This window comes from Rubrivivax soli (assembly GCF_049810355.1).
Taxonomy (GTDB): Bacteria; Pseudomonadota; Gammaproteobacteria; order Burkholderiales; family Burkholderiaceae_C; genus Rubrivivax.
Map to the genome: position 1 here is coordinate 3338169 of NZ_CP187368.1, position 21197 is coordinate 3359365.

Here is a 21197-nt window from a genome sequence, read left to right on the forward strand (position 1 = left end):
CGGTGCGCCTACTTGGTCGGCGGCCGGCGGGCGGCGTCGATGTCCACCATGTGCCACCACTCCTGCCAGAAGGTGGGCCGGCGGTAGCCCTGCAGCCACGGGTGCACGAGGTCGTTGGTGTAGCGGTGGACCCAGATCTTGTAAGGCATGTAGGCCACGGCGATCAGCTTGGCACGGCGGAACAGCTCGTCGCGCTCGGGGCCGTCGGGCATGGACTGCATGCGCTCGTAGATGGCGTCGAATTCCTTGTTCTTGAAGCGTGCCAGGTTCTGGCTGCCGGCCTGCGGACCGTACAGCCGCGCCAGCGCGCCCTGGCCGTCGACGCCGGCGGCCGACGAGCCCAGCGACCAGATCTGCATCTTGCCGGCACGCGCCGTCTTCAGGTTCTCGGGCCACTTCGCCGACTTGAATTCGGCGCGGATCTTCAGCCGGTTCATGTCCTTGCGCACCAGCTCGTCGCGCTGGCGGCTGAGCTGGTCGGGCTGGGTGCCGTACTCCAGCACCAGCGGCTTGCCGTCGGGCTGGTCGCGCCAGCCGTCGCCGTCGCGGTCCACGTAGCCGTACAGGTCGAGCAGCGCGTTCGCGCGCGCCGGGTCGAAGTCGCTGTTCTCGCTCTTGAAGGCGGGGTCGTAGCCACTGGTGAAGGGCACGATGATGCTCTGCGCCTGCAGCGCCTGGCCGCGGTAGAGCACGCTGATCAGGCGTTCGAGGTCGGTGCCCAGCGCGATCGCGCGGCGCAGCGCCACCTTGTGCGGCTCGTAGCCGCCGACCACCGGGTCTTCCATGTTGAAGAAGCCGAAGGCCGAGTCGGGATTCAGCACGCGGTACGCGGCGATGCCCTGCTTGGCGAGGTTGGGCGCCACCACGCCGTTGGGCATGGACTGATTCACGTACTCGCTGGGCACGTTGATGAAGTCGAGCTGCTTGTTCAGGAAGGCCAGCCAGCGCGGCTGCGTCTCCTCGATGATGCTGATCTCGACGCGGTCGATCATCGGCAGCTTGCGGCCCTTGAACTGCGCCAGGATGGCCTGGCCCTGGGCGTCGTCGGCAGCCGGCTCGGCGTCGTAGCGCACGTCGCGGTAGTCGGGGTTGCGCTCCAGCGCGATGAGGCTGCTGCGCCGCCACTGCGCCAGGCGGAACGGCCCCGTGCCCACCGGGTGCGCCGGGATCGCGTCGCCGTACTTCTCGACCACCTCGCGCGCCTGCACGCCGAACAGGTCGGGCGTGGCCAGCGTCTCCAGCAGGCGCGGGCGCGGCTCTTCCAGCCGGAACTGCACCGTGTAGCGGTCGAGCGCGCGCATGCCCTCGATCTCGGTGTCGTAGTCGAAGGGCTTCTTCTCCTTCAGCGCCTTCTCGCGCAGCGCGTTCAGGCCGATGAAGCCGGTGTCGAGCAGGCCCGCGACCACCGGGCTCTTGTTCACGGGGTCGACGACACGCTTGAAGCTGTAGACCACGTCGGCGGCCACGACCTCGCGCTTCTTGCCGCCGAAGGCCGGGTCGTCGGCAAAGAACACGCCCGGCTGCAGCTTCACCGTCCAGGTGCGGAAGTCGGCCGAGATCTCGGGCATGCCCACCGCCAGCTGCGGCCGGAACTTGGCCGGGCGCGCGAGGTGGTCGTAGGTGTAGAGGTGCTCGAAGATGTGCGCGGTGACGATGCGCGAGTACAGGTCGACGATGCGCGCGGGGTCGAAACCGGTCTCGGCGACGTTGAAGGCATACCGCAGCACCTTCTGGGGCTGCGCCGCCTGATTCGGCAGCGCCTGCTGCGGCTGGGCCATCGCGGCGGTGACGCTGGCCACGGCCAGCACGGCGCCCAGCAGGGCGCGGGTCGTCGGGCTCATGCGGTCCTTCATTGCGGCTTGCTGCGGCGCGCCAGTTCGGCGCTGTCGATGTCCACGTACTTCCAGAACTCGCGCACGTAGATGTTGCGGTGGTAGCCGGTGACCCAGGGCTGGGTCAGGTCGGTCCAGATGCGGTGCACGTGCACCTTGTACGGCATGTAGGCGATCATCAGCTTCTTGGCCGCCTCCATCGCGGCCGCGCGCTCGGGGCCGTCGGGCAGCACACGCTGCTGCTCGTACAGCGCGTTGAAGGTCGGCAGGTCGAAGCGCGCGTGGTTGGCCTGGCCCTTGTTCGGACCATAGCCCAGCGCAAGGAAGGTGTCGCCGTCGGGCTGCCCCGCGCTCCAGCCCACGCCCCACATCATCAGCTTGCCGGCGCGGCTGGCCTTCAGCTGTTCGGGCCACTTCGCCACCTTGAACTCGATGCGGATGTTGATCGCATGCATGTTCTTCTGCCACAGCTCGTTGAGCTGGCGGCTCTGCTGGTCGGGGCTGGTGGCGTACTCGAGCACCAGCGGCTGGCCGTCGGGCTGGTCGCGCCAGCCGTCGCCGTCGCGGTCGACGTAGCCGTGCATGTCGAGCAGCGCCTTCGCGCGGGCGCGGTCGAAGGTGCTCATCTCGCTCTTGAAGTCGGGGTCGTAGCCCCAGCCCTCGGGGCCGATCGGGCTCTGCGCCGGGATGGCCTGGCCGCGGCGCACGAGGCGGATCTCGCGCTCCAGGTCGACCGCCAGGCTGATGGCGCGGCGCAGCGCCACCTTGTGCGGCTCGTAGCCGCCGACCACGGGGTTCTCCATGCCGAAGTACGAGACGGCGACGTCCGAACGCGGGTAGCGCACCATCTGCACCCCCTTCTTCGCCAGGTTGGGCGCCAGCTGGTTGTTGGGGAAGGCCACGTGCGCGAACTCGGCCGGCACCTGCTCGGCCACGTCCTGCTCCTCGTTCAGGAACGACAGCCAGCGCGGCTGCGGTTCTTCGATGATGGCGATCTGCACGCGGTCGACCAGCGGCAGCCGGCGGCCCTTGAAGGCCTTGGCGATGGCCTGCAGGCGCGCGTCGCCCTCGGGCGGCTCCTCGTCGTAGAGCACCTCGCGGTAGCTGGGGTTCTTCTCGAGCACGATGCGCGAGCTGCGCTTCCACTGCGCCAGGCGGAACGGGCCCGTGCCCACCGGGTGGTCGCCGACGCGGTCGCCGTAGAACTCGACCACCTCGCGCGCCACGGCGCCCATCATCGAGCCGTCGGTGAAGTAGTACAGGAACCGCGGCGCCGGGTCGGCCAGCTTCACCTGGAAGGTGTAGCGGTCCAGCGTGCGCAGGCCCTCGACCACGGTGTCGTAGTTGAACGGCGTCTTGTCGGCCAGGTGCTTCCTGCGCAGCTCCGACAGCCCGAGGATCTTGGCGTTCTCGAGGATGTAGAGGTTGCCGCTCTTCCAGCGCGGGTCGTAGTGGCGCTTGATCGAGTAGACGTAGTCCTCGGCCACCAGCTCGCGCTTCCTGCCCTGGAACGCGGCGTCGTCGGCGAAGAAGATGCCGGGCTGGATGCGGAAGGTGAAGGTGCGAAAGTCGGCCGAGATCTCCGGCATCGCGGCCGCGGTGTTCGGGCGCATCTTCGCCGGCCGCGCCATGAATGCGAACTCCAGCGGCGCCTCGAAGATGCCGGCCACCACCGTGCGCGAATACAGGTCGGTGATGGGCGCGGGGTCGAAGGTCGACTCCGCGATCGGGAAGGCGTAGCGCAGCGTCTTCAGCGGTTGCGCGGGTTGCGCCGCCGCGGTGCCGCACACCAGCAGCCAAGTCGTGGTCAGCGCCAGCAGGACAATGCGTTTCATGGGGAAGCCCGGGCCCGGGTGGGGCCGTCTCGAAAGCGCGCAAGTCTAAGGGCGCCCGGGCACGGGCCTTGCTGGTGATCCCCCTGGGGTAGGCGGGGGAAACCACGGGACGGGGCGTCTCAGGCGGCACCCTACACTCGCGCATCCTGAAATTTGGGCGGGCTGCGCCACGAGCGCCGTGCCCGCATGGAGCTTTTGTTCAATGGCGGCATACCTGTTGCGGCGCCTCTGGCAGATGATCCCCACCCTCGCCGGGGTGGTGCTGCTGGTGTTCGTGCTGTTCAAGTTCTTCGGCGGTGATCCCGCCGAAATCCTCGGTGGCCTCAACGCCACGCCCGAGCAGATCGCGGCGATCCGGCAGTCGCTGGGCCTGGACCAGCCCTGGTGGTACCAGCTCTGGCTGTTCGTGAAGAGCATCCTCACCTTCGACTGGGGCAAGAGCTGGGCCACCAACGAGGCGGTGAGCAATCTCTTCGCCACCCGGCTGCCGGCGACGCTGACGGTGATGGTGCCCATCCTCGTGCTCGACGTGCTGCTGGCGCTGCCGATCGCGATGTGGGTGGCCTACCGCCGCGGCTCGCTGACCGACCGCACGATCATGGTCGTCACCACCGTCGCGCTGGCGATCAGCTTCCTGGTCTACGTCATCGTCGGCCAGTACGTCTTCGGTTTCCTGCTCGGCTGGTTCCCGGTGCAGGGCTGGAGCGATTCCACGCTGAACAACCTGGTGACCTACGCGCCGCTGCCGGTGCTGCTGGCGGTGGCCGTGGGCCTGGCGCCGCAGACGCGGCTGTACCGCAGCTTCCTGCTCGACGAGCTCGGCCAGGACTACGTGCGCACCGCGCGCGCCAAGGGCCTGACCGAAGGCGCCGTGCTGTTCAAGCACGTGCTGCGCAACGCGATGATCCCGATCCTCACCAACATCGGCCTGGCGCTGCCGGGCATCTTCGTCGGCAGCTTCCTGATCGAGGTCTTCTTCTCGATCCCCGGCCTCGGCCGCGAGGTGCTGCTGGCCGTGAACCGCAGCGACTACCCCGTCATCCAGGCCGTCACCGTGTACCTGGCCGTGCTGACCATGGTGATCAACCTGCTGACCGACGTGATGTACAAGTTCGCCGACCCGCGCGTGGTGCTGAAATGAGCAGCGCCGTCCTGCAGACCCCGAACACGCTCGACGACGCGCAGCAGCGCTCCGAAGGCGTCTGGCACGCCGCCTGGCGGCGCTTCCGGGCCGACCGCGTGGGCCTGGCCTCGCTGATCGTGGTGCTCGGCTTCCTGGTGCTGATCGCGCTGTCGGCCACCGGCCTGGTGGCCAAGAACTGGCAGGCCGAGGTCGGCGTGGCCAATGCGCCGCCCACCTTCCTAGGCCCGCGCCCGGCCGAGGCCACCGGCAGCATCGCCGGCCCCCGGGGCCCGAACGTCGACCTGAGCGACATCGACCCGCTGGCCCCGCGCTACCAGGAGTGGGCCGAGCGCGCCGCGCAGCTGAAGACCACCGAGACGCCCAAGGCCGAGACGCTGCCGCTGGGCGGCGACCGCCTGGGCCGCGACGTGCTGGCCAAGGCCGTGAAGGGCACCGAGATCTCGGTCTTCGTGGGCGTGCTGGCGGCCGTGGTGGCCACCGGCATCGGCACGCTGCTGGGCGCCTTCGGCGGCTTCTTCGGCGGCAAGATCGGCGACCTGCTGGAGTGGCTCTACAACGTGTTCGAGTCCATCCCCGGCATCCTGCTCATCTTTGCCTTCGCCGCGGTGTTCGGCAAGGGCACGATGACGGTGGTGCTGATCCTGGGCCTGACGGGCTGGACCGGCATGTACCGCCAGGTGCGCGCCGAGTTCATCAAGCACAGCAGCCGCGAGTACGTGCGCTCGGCCGAGGCCATCGGCGCGTCGAAGCTCAGCCGCATGTTCCGCCACATCCTGCCCAACGTCAGCCACGTGGTGCTGGTGCGCATGGGCCTGCTGGTGGTGGGCTTCATCAAGGCCGAGGTGATCCTGTCGTACCTGGGGCTGGGTGTCTCGGTCGACCAGGTCAGCTGGGGCACGATGCTGGCCGAGGCGCAGAGCGAGCTGATCCTGGGCCTGTGGTGGCAGCTCGCCGCCGCGACGCTGTTCATGGCGGTGTTCGTCACCGCGTTCTCGCTGATGGCCGATGCCGCGCGCGACGCGCTCGACCCCAAGCTGCGTGGCCTGGAATAAGACGATGCTGCTCTCCATCCAAGATCTGAAGGTCGGCTTCCGCATGGGCCGGGGCACCGTCGCCGAGGCCGTCGGCCGCGGCACCACCGGCGTCAGCTTCGACATTCCCGAGAACACCACCGTCGCGCTGGTGGGCGAGTCGGGCTCGGGCAAGAGCGTCACCGCGATGTCGGTGCTGAACCTGCTGCCCGACAACGCCGAGCGCAGCGGCCGCATCCTGTGGCAGGGCCGCGACCTGCTGCAGACCTCGCTGCGCGAGCTGCAGTCGCTGCGCGGCAAGGAGATCGCCTGCGTCTTCCAGGACCCGATGAGCTCGCTGAACCCGGTGTTCACCGTGGGCCAGCAGCTGTGCGAGCCGCTGATCAAGCACATGGGCCTGAACCGCCGCGACGCCTGGGCGCGCGCCGAGGCGCTGCTGGGCGAGGTCGGCATCCCCGAGCCCAAGCGCCGGCTGGGCAGCTACCCGCACGAGATGTCGGGCGGCCAGCAGCAGCGCGTGATGATCGCGATGGCGCTCGCCTGCGAGCCGCGGCTGCTGATCGCCGACGAGCCGACGACGGCACTCGACGTGACCATCCAGCGCCAGATCATCGAGCTGCTGGCGCGGCTGCAGGGCAAGCACCGCATGAGCGTGCTGTTCATCAGCCACGACCTCGGCCTGGTCGGCGAGATCGCGCAGCACGTGGTGGTGATGCGCGGCGGCACCGTGCGCGAGCAGGGGCCGGTGGCGCGCATCTTCGAGTCGCCGCAGGACGACTACACGAAGGCGCTGCTGGCCTGCCGCCCGGGCCTGGAGGGCAACCCGGCGCGGCTGATGGTGATCGACGACCACATGGCCGGCCGCGCCGCGCAGCAGCACGCCAAGCCCAAGGACGCGAACGCGCCCGTGGTGCTGGAAGTCAAGAGCCTGGCCAAGAGCTTCTGGCTCAAGCAGGGGCTGTTCGGCAAGCGCGAGTTCAAGGCGGTGCAGAACGTCAACTTCCGGCTCCGCAAGGGCCACACGCTGGGCGTGGTGGGCGAGTCGGGCTCGGGCAAGACGACGATGGGCCTGACGCTGCTGCGGCTGCACGAGCCGACCGGCGGCGAGGTCATCTTCGACGGCCAGAACCTGCTGACGCTGTCGGACCGCGAGCGCCAGGCGATGCGCCGCCGCATCCAGATCGTGTTCCAGAACCCGTACGCCAGCCTGAACCCGCGCTTCACGATCGGGCAGACGCTGATCGAGCCGATGACGATCCACGGCATCGGCCGCGACCTCGTCGAACGCGAGGCGCGTGCGCGGGCGCTGCTGGGCAAGGTGGGGCTGGACGGTCGCGCCTTCGGCAAGTACCCGCATGAATTCAGCGGTGGCCAGCGCCAGCGCGTGGCGATCGCCCGCTGCCTGACGCTGGAGCCCGAGGTGCTGGTGCTCGACGAGGCGGTCTCGGCGCTCGACGTGTCGGTGCAGGCGCAGGTGCTGAACCTGTTGAAGGACCTGCAGGACGAGTTCGGGCTCAGCTACGTCTTCATCAGCCACGACCTCGCCGTGGTGCGCTTCATCAGCGACGAGGTGCTGGTGATGAAGGACGGCGTCGTGGTCGAGCAGGCGCAGGCCGAGCAGATCCTGCTGGCACCGCAGCAGGACTACACGAAGCGGCTGCTGGCGGCCATTCCGCGCGGCTACCGCCCGCAGGCCGCGGCGGCGTGAACTGCTGCACGGGGCGTCCGGCAGAACGTCCTCCAGCACGCCGCGGACCCGACCGATAGCGTGGATTGGCGCGTGGCCCCGAGCGGGCTGCGCACTGTCCACTCCTTTCGCAAGGGTTCAGCATGCACTTCATCCCGCGCATCGCCGCCGTCGCCCTGACGGCCGCCTGCTTCGTCGCCCCTGCCGCCGCGCAGGAGCGGGGCACCAAGGAAGAGGCCATCGCGATGGTCGACGCCGCCTACGCCCACATCCAGAAGGTCGGCGCCGAGAAGGCGTTCAAGGACTTCACCACCGACAAGTCCGCGTGGACGAAGAAGGACCTGTACGTGATGGTCTACAACAACAAGGCCGTCGTGCTGGCCCACGGCGGCAACGAGAAGCTGGTCGGCAAGGACATGTCGCCGGTGCTCGACGGCAACGGCAAGCCCGTGGTCGGCGGCCTGCTGGGCGTGGCCGCCAAGGGCGGCGGCTGGTACGACTACGACTGGCCCGATCCGGTCACCAAGAAGATGATGGGCAAGTCCACCTACGCGAAGAAGCAGCCCAACGGCGAAGGCTTCATCGGCGTCGGCATCTACCGCTGACGCAGCGTCAGCGCGGACCCGGCGGGCACAGCGGGCGCAGGGCCCGCAGCAGGTCGGCCTCGACGGCCGGCTTCGCGACGAAGCCGTTCATGCCCGCGGCATCGGCCTCGGCGCGCTCGTGGTCCAGCACCGCGGCCGTGAAGGCAAACACCGGAACGGCCGCCGTGCGCGGGTCGGCGCGCAGCTGCCGCGTGGCCGTGAGGCCGTCGAGCACCGGCATGTGCAGGTCCATCAGCACCGCACCCAGCTGCTCCGCGTGCGCCTGCACCGCCGCGATGGCGCGCGCGCCGTCGTGCGCTTCCAGCACTTCGGCACCCAGCCGGCGCAGCATCGCGCCGACGATCAGCAGGTTCACCGCGTTGTCCTCGGCCACCAGCACGCGCAGGCCGGCCAGCGGCTGCGCCACCACGGCCATGCCGGTGGCCGGCTGGGCAGGGTCCGCCTCGGCCGGCAGGGCCAGCTCGGCCCAGAAGCAGCTGCCGCTGCGGCCGTCGCTGTCCACGCCCACCGCGCCGCCCATGCGCTGCGCGAGTTCGCGGCAGATCGACAGGCCCAGGCCCGTGCCGCCGAAGCGGCGCGTGGTCGAGGTGTCGGCCTGCGCGAAGGGCTGGAACAGCCGCTCGCGCAGTGCCGGCGCGATGCCGGAGCCGGTGTCGTGCACCTCGAGCCGCACGCGGTCGCCGGCGGCGGCCAGCAGCTTCACGGTGACGGCGCCCCGCTGCGTGAACTTCAGCGCGTTGCCCAGGTAGTTGGCCAGGATCTGGCGCATGCGCACCGGGTCGCCGCGCACGCGCAGCGGCACCTCGGTCGCGATGGCGCAGTGCATCAGCAGCCCGCGTTCGCGGCCGAGCAACGCGAAGGTCTCGAAGGTGCTGCGCACCAGCGCGTGCAGGTCGAACGCGATGTGCTCGATGTCGAGATGGCCGGCCTCGATCTTCGACAGGTCCAGCACGTCGGAGACGATGCCGGTCAGCTGCTCGGCCGCGCCGACCAGCAGCCCGAGGTACTGGCTGCGGCGCGCTGCGTCGAGCGTGGCGTCCTGCAGCAGGCGCGCCAGGCCGAGCACGCCGTTCAGCGGCGTGCGGATCTCGTGGCTCATGGTCGCCAGGAAGGCGCTCTTGGCCTGGCTGGCGCTCTCGGCCTGCTGCTTGGCCGCGGCCAGCTCGCGCTCGGCCTGGCGACGCTGGGTGATGTCCTCGACGACCCAGATGCTGCCCGAGGCACCCGGCCGTGCCGCGTCGATGGCGCGCGCGCGCAGCCGCAGCTGCATCGGCACGCCGTCGCGGCGCGTCACGGCGCGCTCGATGTCGATCTGCTGGCCCGCGCGCTGGGCGCGCTCGGACAGCGCGGCGAAGTCCTCGTGCTGCCCGGTGTCGGGGAACAGCATGCTGGTGCTCTGGCCGAGCAGCGCACCCGCTGGCAGCGCGAACATCTGCTCGAAGGGCGGGTTCACGCGCTCGAAGCGGCGCTCGCGCACGAGCGCGATGCCGACGCTGGCGTGGTCGAGGATGGCATCGGCCTCGCGGCGCGCGCGCTCGATGTCGGTGATGTCGCGCGCGGTGATCACGGCCACCGGCTCGCCGTCCCATTCGAAGGCTGCCGCGGTGAGCAGCATCTCGCGCGCCACGCCATCCACCCAGACCTCGCTGCGCAGGTTGCGCACCGTGCCGTCCTCGCGCAGCGCGGCGGCCAGGCGCCGTGGTTCCTCGACCGAGCGCCACAGCCCCAGCTCCAGCGCGCTGCGGCCCATCACCCGGGCTTCGTCGAGGCCGCTGGCCTGCAGGAAGGCGGGGTTGGCCAGCAGGATCGCACCGCCGTTGACGCGCACCACGGCGATCGGATCGGGGCTCAGCCGCACCAGGCGGTCCAGCATGTCCTGCGCGCGCCGCTGCTCCTGCTGCGCCAGGCGTTCGGCGGTGACGTTGCGGCTGGCGCCCCACCAACCGGTGAGCCGGCCCTGGGCGTCCAGGCGCGGCTGGCCGCTGGCGTTGGCGCACAGCAACGTGCCGTCGGGCCAGCGGAAGGTGACGATGCAGTTGCGAAACGCCTGCTGGCGGTCCATCGCGTCGCGCATCTGCTGCAGGCCGGCGTCTTCCACCATCTGCGGGCCGCCCGGCTGCCCCAGCAGCATCACCTCGGCGACGCTGCGGCCGGTGTGCTGCTCGAACGAGGACGCCATGGCTGTCAGCCGGCGCTGCGCGTCGAGCTCCCACACCCAGTCGCTGCCGATGTGCAGCAGCGCGTCCAGGCGCTGTTCCTCGTCGAGCGCGCGGCCCAGGCTGTCGTTGAACAGCTGCGCCAGCACCAGGCTGGCGATCAGGCCGCAGGCCTGCAGCAGCAGCAGTCCGGCCAGGCGCACGACGGGGCCGGCCCCGCCCACGGCGCCTTCGGGTGCGCCGGGCAGCAGACCGTGGCGTTCTGCGGCGAACAGCGCCAGCGCCGCCGCCAGGTTCAGCAGTGCCAGCAGCGCCGCCGCCCGGGCGCTGGCCAGGACGCCTGCGAGCGCCACCACCAGCACGGCGCCGGACATGGCCAGCGCATGCACGCCCTGGCCGGTGACCCAGGCCTGGCTGGCGCAGGCCAGCAGCGCGGTCACGAGGACCAGCGCGCTGGCAGCCTGCGGCCGGCCCTGGCGGCGCTGCCACTCGCCCAGCGCCGCCGCCAGCGCCATGACGCTGGCGTAGACCAGGCGCCAGCGGCTGGCGCGGTCGGGCGCGCCGAGCAGTTGCTGCAGCACCGCCGACCCCAGCAGCAGCAGGCCGATCAGCAGCATCGCACGCCCCAGCATGCGCGCCGCCAGGTCGTGCATGTGCCGGCGGCCGCGGCGCTCAGGGGCGGCGGCGGCGGGTGTCATCGAGCGAGGAATGCCGCGCAGGTCTGCGCGGCGATGTCAGGGTGCGCACTGCGGCATCGTAACGGCAGGCCCGGCGCCGCTGCCGCCAGGCCGCCGCGGCGCGCCGGTCAGGACGGCTTGGCCAGGCCCAGCTTGTCGACCAGCGCCTTCTCGCGCTTGTAGGTGTCTTCGGCGAAACGCGCGTACTGCGCCGGGCTCATGTACATCAGGGCCTGGTCGTACTTGGCCAGCACCTCGACGTGGTTGGGCATCTCCATGGCCTGCTTGAAGGCATCGTGGATGCGCTGCACCAGGCCTGAGTCCATGCCCTTGGGGCCGCCGATGCCGTAGGGCGAGGCCTGCACCAGCGGAATGCCCAGCTCCTGCAGCGTGGGCACGTCGGGGAACTTCGCCAGGCGCTTCTCGCCCCAGGTGTTGAGCACACGCAGCTTGCCGCTGGCCACGTGCGGCGCGAAGCCGGTGGAGTCGGCCGCGGCCATGATCTGCCCGCCCAGGATGCTCTGCATCAGGTCGGCGCTGCCCTTGTACGGGATGTGGTTCAGCGAGATGCCCAGGCGCTGCGCGATGTCTTCCATCGTCAGGTGCGGGCTGGTCAGCGCGCCGGTGCTGCCGTAGCTGAGCTTGCCCGGGTTGGCCTTGGCGTAGGCGACGAAGTCGGCCCAGGTCTTGATGGGGCCGTCGGCCGGCACCACCACACCGAAGGCGTAGCCGGTGACGCCCAGGATGTAGCTGATGTCCTTCACCGGGTCCCAGGTGATGCGGGTGGTGTAGGGCAGGCGGAACACCCCCAGCGGGATCTGCGCCAGCGTGTAGCCGTCGGGCTTGGCCTGCTGCAGCAGCTGCGCAGGCAGCGTGCCGCCGGCGCCGGGCTTGTTCTCGATGATGACCTGCTGGCCCAGCAGCTTGCTGGCGTTGTCGGCCAGCTGGCGCATCGTCAGGTCGGTGGGGCCGCCGGCCGGGAAGGCGACCATCAGCCGCACCGTCTGGCTGGGCCAGGGGGCTTGCGCGCCGGCGGTCCAGGCGGCGGGGGCCAGGGTGGTGGCGGCCAGTGTCTGCAGCAGGTGTCGGCGTTGCATCGTCGGGGACTCGGTGGGTGGGTTGAACAGCGTGCCGCAGCTTGATGCCGGCGCCGGCGGCGCGCAACGGTGTTGGACCCGATGCGCCCTGTCCGCAAGGTGACAATGCCGGACGTGATGTCCCCACCCCACCCGCCGGCCTGGCCGGCCCCGATGTTCGCGCTGCTGCTGGCGCTGTCCGGCGCGGTGCCTGCCGTGCAGGCGCAGGACGCCGCGCCTGCGCCCGCACCCGCCGCCGACCCCGCCGCAGCCGCCACCCGCATCGAGATCACCGGCAGCCGCGCCTCCGACACCGAGCAGCGGCGGCAGTCCACCGCCGCGAAGATCGTCATCGGCCGCGAGGAGATCGAGAAGTTCGGCGACAGCAGCATCGGCGAGGTGCTGCGCCGGCTGCCTGGCGTCACCACGCCGGGCGCACCCGGCCGCGGCGGGCCGCCGCGCCTGCGCGGGCTGGGCGGCGGCTACACGCAGCTGCTGATCGACGGCCAGCGCGTGCCGCCGGGCTTCAGCCTGGAGTCGCTGACGCCGGAGCAGGTCGAGCGCATCGAGGTGCTGCGCGCACCCACGGCCGAGACCGGCGCGCGCGCGATCGCCGGCACCATCAACATCGTCACGCGCGAAGGCTTCCGGCGCCGGCTGAACGACCTGCGGCTGGGCGTCGGCGTCGAGGGCGGTGCCGCCTCGCCGGGCCTGCACTGGACCCGCAACGACAGCGCGGGGCCACTGACGTACAACCTCTCCAGCGCCGCCTTCGTGCGCCGCCAGCGCAGCGACAGCCGCACCGAGACGGTGGAGACCGCGCTGGCCGACGGCAGCGTGCTGCAGGCCGAGCAGGAAACCACGCACACCGCCGACCGCCGCGCCGGCCTGAATGCCACCGGCCGGCTGCAGTGGCGGCTGTCGGACAGCGGCGACACGCTGCTGCTGGCGCCATCGCTGTTCCACAGCCGCGGGCGGAGCGACCGCCGCTTCACGCTGCAGCAGGACGTGCCCGCCACGCCACCGGCCTACGACGTGGCCGACAGCCAGGGCCGCAGCCGCTTCACCCACCTGCGGCTGAACACGCAGTGGCGCCAGCGCCTGGGCCCGGCGACGCGGCTCGAGGTGAACGGCAACGGCGGCGCCTGGCGCGCCCGCGGCGACAGCGTGCGCCAGGAGTTCCGCGACGACGGCACGCTGCTGCGCACGCTGCAGGACACCAGCCGCACGCGCGAGCACACGCTGGCGCTGAACGCCAAGCTGTCGCAGACGCTCGGCGGCAGCGACACCGGGCCCGCCACCGCAACCGACAGCGCGCACAGCCTCGTCAGCGGCCTGGAGACCGAGGCCGTGCGTCGGCGCGAGCAGCGCAGCGGCGACCTGCAGGCCGACGACGCCACCGGCAACCTGCAGGCCAGCAGCCTGCGCCTGGCGGCCTACGTGCAGGACGAGTGGAGCCTGACGCCGCACTGGGCGCTGCATGCAGGCCTGCGCTGGGAAGGCATCACCACCGAGGGCACGGCCGCCGACGGCAGCCGGCCGCGCAACCGCAGCAGCGTCGCCACGCCGCTGCTGCACGTGCTGTGGAAGCCCGACCCGAAGGGCCGCGACCAGGTGCGGCTGAGCCTGACCCGCAGCTACCGGTCGCCCGCGCTCGGCACGCTGATCGGCAACACCACGATCAACAGCAAGTTCGACCCCGGCGGCCCGAACGAGGCGACCAGCCCCGACCGCGCCGGCAATCCGGCGCTGCAGCCCGAGCTGGCGACGGGCGTCGACCTGGCCTTCGAGCGCTACCTGGCCGGCGGCGGCCTGCTGAGCGCCAACGTCTTCCACCGCCGCATCCAGGGCCTGATGCGCAGCGTCACGACGCTGGAGACGGTGGACTACAGCCCGGTGCAGCGCTGGGTGGCGCGGCAGCAGAACATCGGCGACGCCACCACGCAAGGCCTGGAGCTGGAAGCCAAGTTCCCGCTCGACACGCTGCTGGCCGGCGCGCCGCGCGTGGAGCTGCGGGCCAACCTGGGCCTGTTCCGCTCGCGCGTGGACGGCGTGCCCGGGCCCGACAACCGGCTCGACCAGCAGGCGCGCGCCACCGGCAACCTGGGCGCCGACCACCGCTTCCGCGGCCTGCCGCTGACCGTGGGCGGCAACCTCAACTGGGTGCCGGCCACCGAGACGCAGCTCAGCGACAGCCAGCGCACGCGCAGCGGCGGCAAGCGCGTGTTCGACGCGTTCGCGCTGTGGACCGTCGACCCCGGCATGGCGCTGCGGCTGATGGCCAGCAACCTGGACGCCCGACACTACGAGAGCAGCAACCGTTTCACCACCGCCACCAGCACGCAGACCGCCAGCACCACGGCCCCGACCGACACGAACTGGCAGCTGCGCCTGGAGCTCAGACTCTGACCACGAAGCAGGAGACACGACGATGACCCGCCCGACCACCATCACCCGCCGCACCGCACTCGCCGCCACCTCGGCGGTTCTGGCGGTTCTGGCCGCCCCGGCCGCGCTCGCGCAGGGCGCCTGGCCGACCAAGCCGGTGCGCATCGTCGTGCCGTTCGCCGCCGGCGGCACCACCGACATCCTGGCGCGCGCGCTCGCGCCCGAGCTGCAGCGCGCGTTCGGCCAGCCCTTCATCGTCGACAACAAGCCCGGCGCCGGCGGCAACAACGGCGCCGCCGAAGTGTCCAAGGCCCCGGGCGACGGCTACACGCTGCTGATGGGCACGGTGGGCACGCACGCCATCAATCCGGCGCTGTACCCGCGCATGCCCTACGACCACATCAAGGACTTCGCGCCCGTGACGCTGGTGGCCGGCGTGCCCAACGTGCTGGTGATGAACCCGGCCACGGCGCAGAAGCTGGGCGTGAACAGCGTCGCCGACTTCGTGAAGGCGCTGAAGGGCGCTCCGGGCCGGCTGAACATGGCCAGCTCGGGGAACGGCACCAGCATCCACCTGGCAGGCGAGCTGTTCAAGACCATGACCGGCACCTTCATGGTCCACATTCCGTACCGCGGCTCGGGCCCGGCGCTGATCGACCTGATGGGCGGCAACATGGACGTGATGTTCGACAACCTGCCCTCGGCGATGCCGCACATCAAGAGCGGCAAGCTGAAGGCGCTGGGCGTCACAAGCGCCGTGCGCTCGCAGGCCCTGCCCGACCTGCCGACCGTGGCCGAGGCCGGCGGCGCGGCGCTGAAGGGCTACGAGGCAAGCTCGTGGTTCGGCCTGCTGGCCCCTGCCGGCACGCCCGCCGACGTGGTGGCGCGGCTGCAGCAGGAAACCGCCAAGGCGATGGCGACCCCGGCGCTGAAGGAGCGCCTGCAGGCGCAGGGCGCGATTCCCAGCGGCATGACGCCGGCGGAGTTCGTGAAGTTCATCGACGCCGAGACGAAGAAGTGGGCCGGGGTGGTGAAGGCCTCAGGCGCCAAGGTCGACTGATCGTCGGTTCAGCGCGAAGGTGGACCGACGTCCTGGCCGGCCGTCAGGGTCGACGCGTCAGGGGCGCAGCGGCGCGCGCCCCGGCAGCGGCAGCGCGCGCCGCAGCACGTCGGCCGCCAGCCAGGTGGCCGAGCGCTGCGCGCGCTGCGCCACGGTGGCCAGCGGCAGCTGCTGGTAGTCGTCGTTGAAGACCTCGAAGCTGTAGTCGCCGCGGTAGCCCATGCCGTCGAGCAGGCGCACCAGGCGCACGATGGCCTCGCTGTGCACGCCCTCGCCGGGGAAGACGCGGAAGTGGCGCGCGGTGTCGATGCGCTCTTCGACCGTGCGCACTTCCTGCCACATGAAGTCGGACAGCTGCACCAGGAAGATCTTGGCCGCGTCCACGCCGTGCAGTGCCTCCAGCGGCGTCTGCGTCGCGAAGCTGTGGTACGAGTCGATGCCCAGGCCCAGGTTGGGCGCGTCGGCGCGCTGCACCACGTCCCAGGCGCCGGGCACGTCGTTCAGGTGCCGGCCCCAGCTGAGGCCCTCGTAGGCGACGCGGATGCCGAACGGCAGCGCCATCATCGCCAGCTTGCGCAGGTCGCGCGCGATGTGCGCGCGGTCGTCGCTGGCGTGCACGCTGGTGCTGCTGCAGGCCAGCAGCACCGGGCTGCGCAGCGCCGCGCACATCTCGATCATCGAACGCGCGATGTCGACCTTGTAGTCGTGCAGGTGGCCCGACAGGCCCTCGAAGTCGCGCAGCACCTGGAAGCCGGTCACGCGCAGGCCGCTGCCGCGCACCTCTTCCACCGCGGCCTGCCAGCCATCGGGGTGGCCGACCAGGTCCTTCGCGGCCAGCATCACCTGCGTGAAGCCGGCTTCGCGCATCGCACGCAGCTTGGCGTGCAGCGGGCCCGCCAGGCTGATGGTGTCCATGCCGATGTCCTTGAACATGGCGTCAACCCGCGTCGGCGTCGGTCGGCGGCGCGGCGTGGTGCACCAGCTCGAACATCACGCTGCCCAGCACCGCGCGCGTGAGCGCGCCTCGGTCGCCCGGGCGCAGGCGGTCGGACTCGACGAAGTCCACGCCACGCTGGCGCAGCGTGCGCACCGCGGCCGGCACGTCGGGCGTGCCGAAGGCCACGCGCTGCAGGCCTTCGTCGGCCATGCCGGCGGTGCCGGCGGCGGGCTCGGGTTCGATCAGCTGCAGGAAGAACGTGCCGCACGGAGAACGCAGCACGCGGCCGGCGGGCAGGATGCCGTAGCGCTCGTCGTCGGCGAGCACGGCGAAGCCGAACAGCGAGGCGTAGAACGCGCACCAGTCCTCGGCCCGCTGCGCGCCGACGTACTGCACGATGCCGAACCAGTGCAGGCCGGCCGTGGCCGGCACCTGCGGCGCCACCGTGGGGATGGGCACGAAGTCGACGTCGTAGATCGAGAACTCGCGCCAGCGGTCGACGAAGAAGATGCGGCTGGCGCCGGCGCCGTGCACCCCGGGGATGTGCAGTTCCATCGGCTGCACCTGCCCCGGCAGCGGCCAGGCGCCGAGCTCGACGACACGGCGCCACGCAGCAGCCGCGTCGCGCACACGCAGCGCGATCGCGGCGATCTCGGGCGCCGCTTCGCCGCCGGCGGCAGCCGCGGCGATGCCGTGCGCGTTGACGATGACGTTCATGCCGCCCTGGCGGTACAGCAGCACCTCGCGCGAGCGGTGCCGCGCCACCGGGCGGAAGCCCATGGACTCGAGCACCTGCCCCAGCGCCTGCGGTCGCGGCGTGGTGTATTCGATGAACTCGATGCCTTCCAGCCCCAGCGGGTTGGGCAGGTCGAGCACGGCTTCGCGGTCGAGCGTGAGGGTCATCGCAGGGCTCCTGCTTCGGGGGGGTGGCTCAGCGCCGTTCGGCGACCAGACGCCTGAAATGAGCGTCCATGCGCGCCGCATCCGGCTGCAGCCCGGTGAAGTGCGTGAAGGCGCCGACGGCCTGGCCGACCGCCATGCCGCCGCCGTCGCTGATGCGGCAGCCCAGCGCGCGCGCGGCGCGCAGCAGCGCGGTCTCGAGCGGGAAGTAGACGATCTCCGACACCCACAGGTCGGGTCGCAGCAGTTCTGCTGCCAGCGGCATGCCGGGCAGCTTGTCCATGCCGGTGGGCGTGGCGTGCACCAGGCCGCTGGCGCCGGCCAGCGCCGCGCCGGCGTCGGGCGTGAAGCTGGCGCGGCGGCCGGGGTACAGCGCATTCAGGCGTTCGGCCAGCGCGCTGGCGCGCGTGGTGTCGCTGTCGACCAGCACCAGCTGCTGCACGCCCATGCGCAGCGCCGCGTGCGCGATGGCCGAGCCGGCGCCGCCGGCCCCCAGCAGCACCACGCGCGACAGGTCGGCACCGGGCAGGGCACGCGCGAAACCCCAGCGCCAGCCCGAGCCGTCGGTGTTGTGCCCGACCAGCTTGCCGTCGCGGTGCACCACGGTGTTGACGGCACCCATCGCCGCGGCTTCGTCGCTGAGCGCGTCGAGCAGCGGAATGACGGCCTGCTTGCAGGGGTAGGTGATGTTGAGCCCGGCAAAGCCGATGGTGCGCACCGCCGCCAGCAGCGCCGGCAGCGACTCGACGCCCTGGCCGGTGGTGTCCAGGTCGATCAGCTGGTAGTGCAGGCGCAGGCCCTGCGCGGCGGCCTCGGCCTCGTGCAGCGCCGGCGTCAGCGAGCGCTGGATGCCGGCACCGATCAGGCCGACCAGCAGCTTGTCGGGCGCGGGCATCACTTTCTCAGCTTGGCCAGCTCGGCGTTGAGCTCGGCGACCGTGGCGGCGATGGGCTCGCCGTGCTTGTCGATCACGGGCTTGAACTTCGCGCGCAGCTTGGCCTGCTCGGCGGCCGACAGCTCGGTCACGGCCATGCCGGCCTGCTTCAGCGCCGCCAGGTTGCCGGCGGCGGCGTCGCGCGAGACCTTGCGCTGGAAGACGGCGCTTTCGGTGGCGGCGTCCTGCAGGATCTGCTTCTCGGCGGCCGAGAGCGTGTCCCAGACCTTCTTGCTGATGATCAGGCTCTGCGGGTTGTACTGGTGGTTGCTCAGCACCAGGTGCTTCTGCACCTCGGCGAACTTGTTCGCCAGGATCACGTTCAGCGGGTTCTCCTGGCCGTCGATGGCCTTGGCCTCCATCGCCGCGTAGACCTCGGGGAAGGCCATCGGCGTGGGGTTGGCGCCGAGCGCCTTGACCCAGTCGACGTTGATCGCATTCGGGATCACGCGCAGCTTCAGGCCTTCGAGGTCCTCGACCTTGGTGATGGCGCGCTTGCTGTTGGTGATGTTGCGAAAGCCCAGCTCCCAGTACGCCAGGCCGACAATGCCCTTGTCCTGCAGCTTGGCGTGCATCTTCTGGCCGAAGGGCCCGTCGACGACCGCGTCGGCCTCCTGCGGCGTGGCGAAGATGAAGGGGAAGTCGAAGACCGTGAAGTCCTTGACCTGGCTGGCCAGGATGCCGCTGTTGAGCGCCGTCATCTCGACCGTGCCGCCCTGCAGCGCCGACACCGTGGGCGCGTCGCCGCCGAGCACGCCGCCCGGGAACAGGTTGATCTTCATCTTGCCGCCGCTCTTGGCGGCCACGATCTCGGCGAACTTCTCGGCGCCGGTCACCAGCGGGTGGCCCTTCGGGTTCTGCAGACCCAGCTTGAAGCTGCGCTCCTTGATGTCTTGGGCGCCGGCGAGGCCGAAGGCGGCGAGGGCGGCTGCAGCCACCAGGGTCTTGAGCACAACACGCTTCATCTCTTGTCTCCGTTCAGTAGAAAAGCTTCAGGGGCCACAGCACGATCTGCGGGAACAGCACCAGCAGGAACAGCACGACCAGCTGCGCGCCCATGAAGGGCAGCACGCCGCGCGTGACCTCGTCCATCTTCATGCGGCCGACGCCGGCCACGACGTTGAGCACGGTGCCCACCGGCGGCGTGATCAGGCCGATGGCGTTGTTCATGATGAAGAGCACGCCGAAGTAGTAGGGGTCGATGCCGGCGGCCTTCACCACCGGCATCAGCACCGGGGTGAGGATCAGGATGGTGGGCGTCATGTCCATCGCCGTGCCCACGGCGATGACCAGCAGCATGATGGCGATCAGCAGCAGCGTCGGGTGGTCCAGCAGCGGCTGCAGCAGTTCGATCATCTGCGCCGGCAGCTGCGCCACCGTGATGAGCCAGGCCGACACCATGGCCGCGGCCACCAGGAACATGATCACCGAGGTCGTCTTGGCCGCGCTGACGAACACCGGCAGCAGCTGCCGCAGCGTCATCTCGCGGTAGACCACGGTGGCGACGAACAGCGCGTACACGGCCGCCACCACGGCGGCCTCGGTGGGGGTGAACACGCCCATCTTCAGGCCCACGAGCACGATGACCGGCAGGAACAGCGCCCAGGTCGAGCTCTTCAGCGCCGCGAGCTTCTCGGCGCGGCTGGCGGGCTTCGGCGGCGTGACGTTCTCGCGCTTGGCCACGATGTACCAGGCGGTGGCAATGGCCACGCCCATCAGCAGGCCCGGCACGATGCCGGCCATGAAGAGCTTGCCGATCGACAGGTTGGCGGCGACGCCGAAGATCACGAAGCCGATCGACGGCGGGATGATGGGCGCGATGATGCCGGCGCTGGCGATCAGGCCACCGGCGCGGGCCTTGTCGTGGCCGGCGCGCACCATCATCGGCAGCAGCAGCGCCGCCAGCGCCGCGGTGTCGGCCACCGCCGAGCCCGACAGCGCGGCCATCAGCACCGCGGCCAGGATGGTGACGAAGCCCAGGCCGCCGCGCACGTGACCCACCAGCGTGAGCGCCAGGTGCACGATGCGGCGCGAGAGGCCGCCGACGTTCATGATCTCGCCGGCCAGCATGAAGAAGGGCACGGCCAGCAGCGGGAAGCTGTCGGCGCCGTTGATCACGTTCTGCGCCAGGATCTGCGCGTCGAACATGTCCAGGTGCAGCATCAGCGCCGCACCGCTGACCAGCAGCGCATAGGCGATCGGCATGCCCAGCGCCATCGCGCCGAGCAGGGAACCGAGGAAGACGAGGATGGTCATTGCGGCGCGTCCTTCTTCGTCTCGGCCTGCATCTGGGCTTGGGCGTGCGCGAGGTCCTCCGACTCCTGCACCATCACCAGCTCGTCGTCGCGCAGCCGGCCCGTCAGCGTGCGCAGCAGCTCGGCCAGCAGCAGCAGGCCGGCGGGCACAGCGAACACGACGCCCGCCATGTAGACCACGGCCATCGGCGCGCCGGTGACCGGCGCCTCGACGTCGCGGTTGATCAGCACCTGCGCCCAGCTGCCCTTCAGCAGCAGCCAGGTCACCCACAGCATCAGCAGCTGGCTGGCGACCATGCACACCAGCTTGCCCTTGCGCGGCAGCCGCGCCACCAGCATGTCGGTGCCGAGGTGGCCGTGTTCCTTCAACGCGACGATGGCGCCGATGAAGGTCATCCACACGAAGAGCCAGCGCGACAGCTCCTCGCTCACGGCGATGCCGGAGTTGAAGACGTAGCGCAGCACGACGTTGCCGAACACCATCACCACCATCACCGCCAGGCACAGCGCGATCAGCAGCTCCAGCAGCCGGCAGAAGCGGTCGAGGACGGTGGGAGTCGGGGTGTTCAACATGTCTCCATGCGCCTTCGATGAAGCGCTGGAGCGAATAATGTACGAACTAGTTAGTTTTGAACTTGGTAAAAACCCGCACGATGGCTACAACGCACGTGCAACAAGCC

General features: G+C 70.7%; 16 protein-coding genes. 6 read left to right on the forward strand and 10 right to left on the reverse strand.

Annotated elements, in window-relative coordinates:
• Positions 1–8: 8 nt before the first annotated feature.
• Both ACPOLB_RS15260 and ACPOLB_RS15265 read right to left on the reverse strand, forming a co-directional pair.
• Positions 9–1841 (reverse strand): ABC transporter substrate-binding protein, encoded by a 1833-nt coding sequence (locus ACPOLB_RS15260; RefSeq protein ID WP_425256857.1) that lies wholly within the window; start codon positions 1839–1841, stop codon positions 9–11.
• Between the two features lie 8 nt (positions 1842–1849).
• A complete protein-coding gene (locus ACPOLB_RS15265; protein WP_425256858.1) occupies positions 1850–3667 on the reverse strand; it encodes an ABC transporter substrate-binding protein in 1818 nt (605 codons plus the stop codon).
• Between the two features lie 202 nt (positions 3668–3869).
• Between ACPOLB_RS15265 and ACPOLB_RS15270 the strand changes: the two genes are divergently transcribed.
• From ACPOLB_RS15270 to ACPOLB_RS15285, 4 genes are all read left to right on the forward strand, one after another.
• A complete protein-coding gene (locus tag ACPOLB_RS15270; RefSeq protein ID WP_425256859.1) occupies positions 3870–4808 on the forward strand; it encodes an ABC transporter permease in 939 nt (312 codons plus the stop codon).
• Positions 4805–5863 carry an ABC transporter permease gene (locus tag ACPOLB_RS15275; RefSeq protein ID WP_425256860.1) on the forward strand — a complete coding sequence of 353 codons (1059 nt, stop codon included), beginning with the start codon at positions 4805–4807 and terminating at the stop codon, positions 5861–5863. The genes ACPOLB_RS15270 and ACPOLB_RS15275 overlap by 4 nt, the downstream gene beginning before the upstream one ends.
• A gap of 4 nt (positions 5864–5867) precedes the next feature.
• Complete coding sequence (locus ACPOLB_RS15280) at positions 5868–7550, forward strand: ABC transporter ATP-binding protein (RefSeq protein ID WP_425256861.1); 1683 nt, start codon at positions 5868–5870, stop codon at positions 7548–7550.
• 122 nt (positions 7551–7672) lie between these two features.
• Entirely contained in the window at positions 7673–8134 is a 462-nt protein-coding gene (locus ACPOLB_RS15285) for a cache domain-containing protein (protein ID WP_425256862.1), read from the forward strand.
• 7 nt (positions 8135–8141) lie between these two features.
• Here ACPOLB_RS15285 and ACPOLB_RS15290 read toward each other — a convergent pair whose 3' ends face one another.
• Both ACPOLB_RS15290 and ACPOLB_RS15295 read right to left on the reverse strand, forming a co-directional pair.
• Positions 8142–10988: a PAS domain S-box protein gene (locus ACPOLB_RS15290; RefSeq protein WP_425256863.1), complete on the reverse strand. Its 2847-nt coding sequence runs from the start codon at positions 10986–10988 to the stop codon at positions 8142–8144.
• A gap of 107 nt (positions 10989–11095) precedes the next feature.
• Positions 11096–12064, reverse strand: a complete 969-nt coding sequence (locus ACPOLB_RS15295) for a tripartite tricarboxylate transporter substrate binding protein (RefSeq protein ID WP_425256864.1) — start codon at positions 12062–12064, stop codon at positions 11096–11098.
• A 117-nt stretch (positions 12065–12181) separates the two neighbouring features.
• Here ACPOLB_RS15295 and ACPOLB_RS15300 point away from each other — a divergent pair, with 117 nt between their 5' ends.
• Both ACPOLB_RS15300 and ACPOLB_RS15305 read left to right on the forward strand, forming a co-directional pair.
• Positions 12182–14452, forward strand: coding sequence for a TonB-dependent receptor plug domain-containing protein (locus ACPOLB_RS15300; protein WP_425256865.1), 2271 nt, complete (start codon positions 12182–12184; stop codon positions 14450–14452).
• Between the two features lie 22 nt (positions 14453–14474).
• Positions 14475–15491 (forward strand): tripartite tricarboxylate transporter substrate binding protein, encoded by a 1017-nt coding sequence (locus ACPOLB_RS15305; RefSeq protein ID WP_425256866.1) that lies wholly within the window; start codon positions 14475–14477, stop codon positions 15489–15491.
• A gap of 57 nt (positions 15492–15548) precedes the next feature.
• Here ACPOLB_RS15305 and ACPOLB_RS15310 read toward each other — a convergent pair whose 3' ends face one another.
• From ACPOLB_RS15310 to ACPOLB_RS15335, 6 genes are read right to left on the reverse strand one after another with little or no spacing between them, the layout of a single operon-like run.
• On the reverse strand, positions 15549–16424 hold the full coding sequence (locus tag ACPOLB_RS15310) for a sugar phosphate isomerase/epimerase family protein (protein ID WP_425256867.1): 876 nt from the start codon (positions 16422–16424) through the stop codon (positions 15549–15551).
• Positions 16425–16428: 4 nt separating this feature from the next.
• Complete coding sequence (locus ACPOLB_RS15315; protein ID WP_425256868.1) at positions 16429–17331, reverse strand: VOC family protein; 903 nt, start codon at positions 17329–17331, stop codon at positions 16429–16431.
• Positions 17332–17359: 28 nt separating this feature from the next.
• The gene (locus ACPOLB_RS15320; protein WP_425256869.1) at positions 17360–18223 is read right to left on the reverse strand and encodes a shikimate dehydrogenase; all 864 of its coding nucleotides are present in this window, start codon (positions 18221–18223) and stop codon (positions 17360–17362) included.
• Positions 18223–19227 carry a TRAP transporter substrate-binding protein gene (locus ACPOLB_RS15325; protein WP_425256870.1) on the reverse strand — a complete coding sequence of 335 codons (1005 nt, stop codon included), beginning with the start codon at positions 19225–19227 and terminating at the stop codon, positions 18223–18225. Before ACPOLB_RS15325 ends, ACPOLB_RS15320 begins: the two co-directional genes overlap by 1 nt.
• A gap of 13 nt (positions 19228–19240) precedes the next feature.
• Complete coding sequence (locus tag ACPOLB_RS15330) at positions 19241–20518, reverse strand: TRAP transporter large permease subunit (RefSeq protein ID WP_425256871.1); 1278 nt, start codon at positions 20516–20518, stop codon at positions 19241–19243.
• A complete protein-coding gene (locus tag ACPOLB_RS15335; RefSeq protein WP_425256872.1) occupies positions 20515–21090 on the reverse strand; it encodes a TRAP transporter small permease in 576 nt (191 codons plus the stop codon). Before ACPOLB_RS15335 ends, ACPOLB_RS15330 begins: the two co-directional genes overlap by 4 nt.
• Between the last annotated feature and the right edge of the window lie 107 nt (positions 21091–21197).

Excerpts from the sequence above, each read along its gene's own strand:
- ACPOLB_RS15260 (WP_425256857.1), bottom strand. The coding sequence starts at position 1,841 with ATGAGCCCGACGACCCGCGCCCTGCTGGGCGCCGTGCTGGCCGTGGCC.
- ACPOLB_RS15265 (WP_425256858.1), bottom strand. The coding sequence starts at position 3,667 with ATGAAACGCATTGTCCTGCTGGCGCTGACCACGACTTGGCTGCTGGTG.
- ACPOLB_RS15270 (WP_425256859.1), top strand. The coding sequence starts at position 3,870 with ATGGCGGCATACCTGTTGCGGCGCCTCTGGCAGATGATCCCCACCCTC.
- ACPOLB_RS15275 (WP_425256860.1), top strand. The coding sequence starts at position 4,805 with ATGAGCAGCGCCGTCCTGCAGACCCCGAACACGCTCGACGACGCGCAG.
- ACPOLB_RS15280 (WP_425256861.1), top strand. The coding sequence starts at position 5,868 with ATGCTGCTCTCCATCCAAGATCTGAAGGTCGGCTTCCGCATGGGCCGG.
- ACPOLB_RS15285 (WP_425256862.1), top strand. The coding sequence starts at position 7,673 with ATGCACTTCATCCCGCGCATCGCCGCCGTCGCCCTGACGGCCGCCTGC.
- ACPOLB_RS15290 (WP_425256863.1), bottom strand. The coding sequence starts at position 10,988 with ATGACACCCGCCGCCGCCGCCCCTGAGCGCCGCGGCCGCCGGCACATG.
- ACPOLB_RS15295 (WP_425256864.1), bottom strand. The coding sequence starts at position 12,064 with ATGCAACGCCGACACCTGCTGCAGACACTGGCCGCCACCACCCTGGCC.
- ACPOLB_RS15300 (WP_425256865.1), top strand. The coding sequence starts at position 12,182 with ATGTCCCCACCCCACCCGCCGGCCTGGCCGGCCCCGATGTTCGCGCTG.
- ACPOLB_RS15305 (WP_425256866.1), top strand. The coding sequence starts at position 14,475 with ATGACCCGCCCGACCACCATCACCCGCCGCACCGCACTCGCCGCCACC.
- ACPOLB_RS15310 (WP_425256867.1), bottom strand. The coding sequence starts at position 16,424 with ATGTTCAAGGACATCGGCATGGACACCATCAGCCTGGCGGGCCCGCTG.
- ACPOLB_RS15315 (WP_425256868.1), bottom strand. The coding sequence starts at position 17,331 with ATGACCCTCACGCTCGACCGCGAAGCCGTGCTCGACCTGCCCAACCCG.
- ACPOLB_RS15320 (WP_425256869.1), bottom strand. The coding sequence starts at position 18,223 with ATGCCCGCGCCCGACAAGCTGCTGGTCGGCCTGATCGGTGCCGGCATC.
- ACPOLB_RS15325 (WP_425256870.1), bottom strand. The coding sequence starts at position 19,227 with ATGAAGCGTGTTGTGCTCAAGACCCTGGTGGCTGCAGCCGCCCTCGCC.
- ACPOLB_RS15330 (WP_425256871.1), bottom strand. The coding sequence starts at position 20,518 with ATGACCATCCTCGTCTTCCTCGGTTCCCTGCTCGGCGCGATGGCGCTG.
- ACPOLB_RS15335 (WP_425256872.1), bottom strand. The coding sequence starts at position 21,090 with ATGTTGAACACCCCGACTCCCACCGTCCTCGACCGCTTCTGCCGGCTG.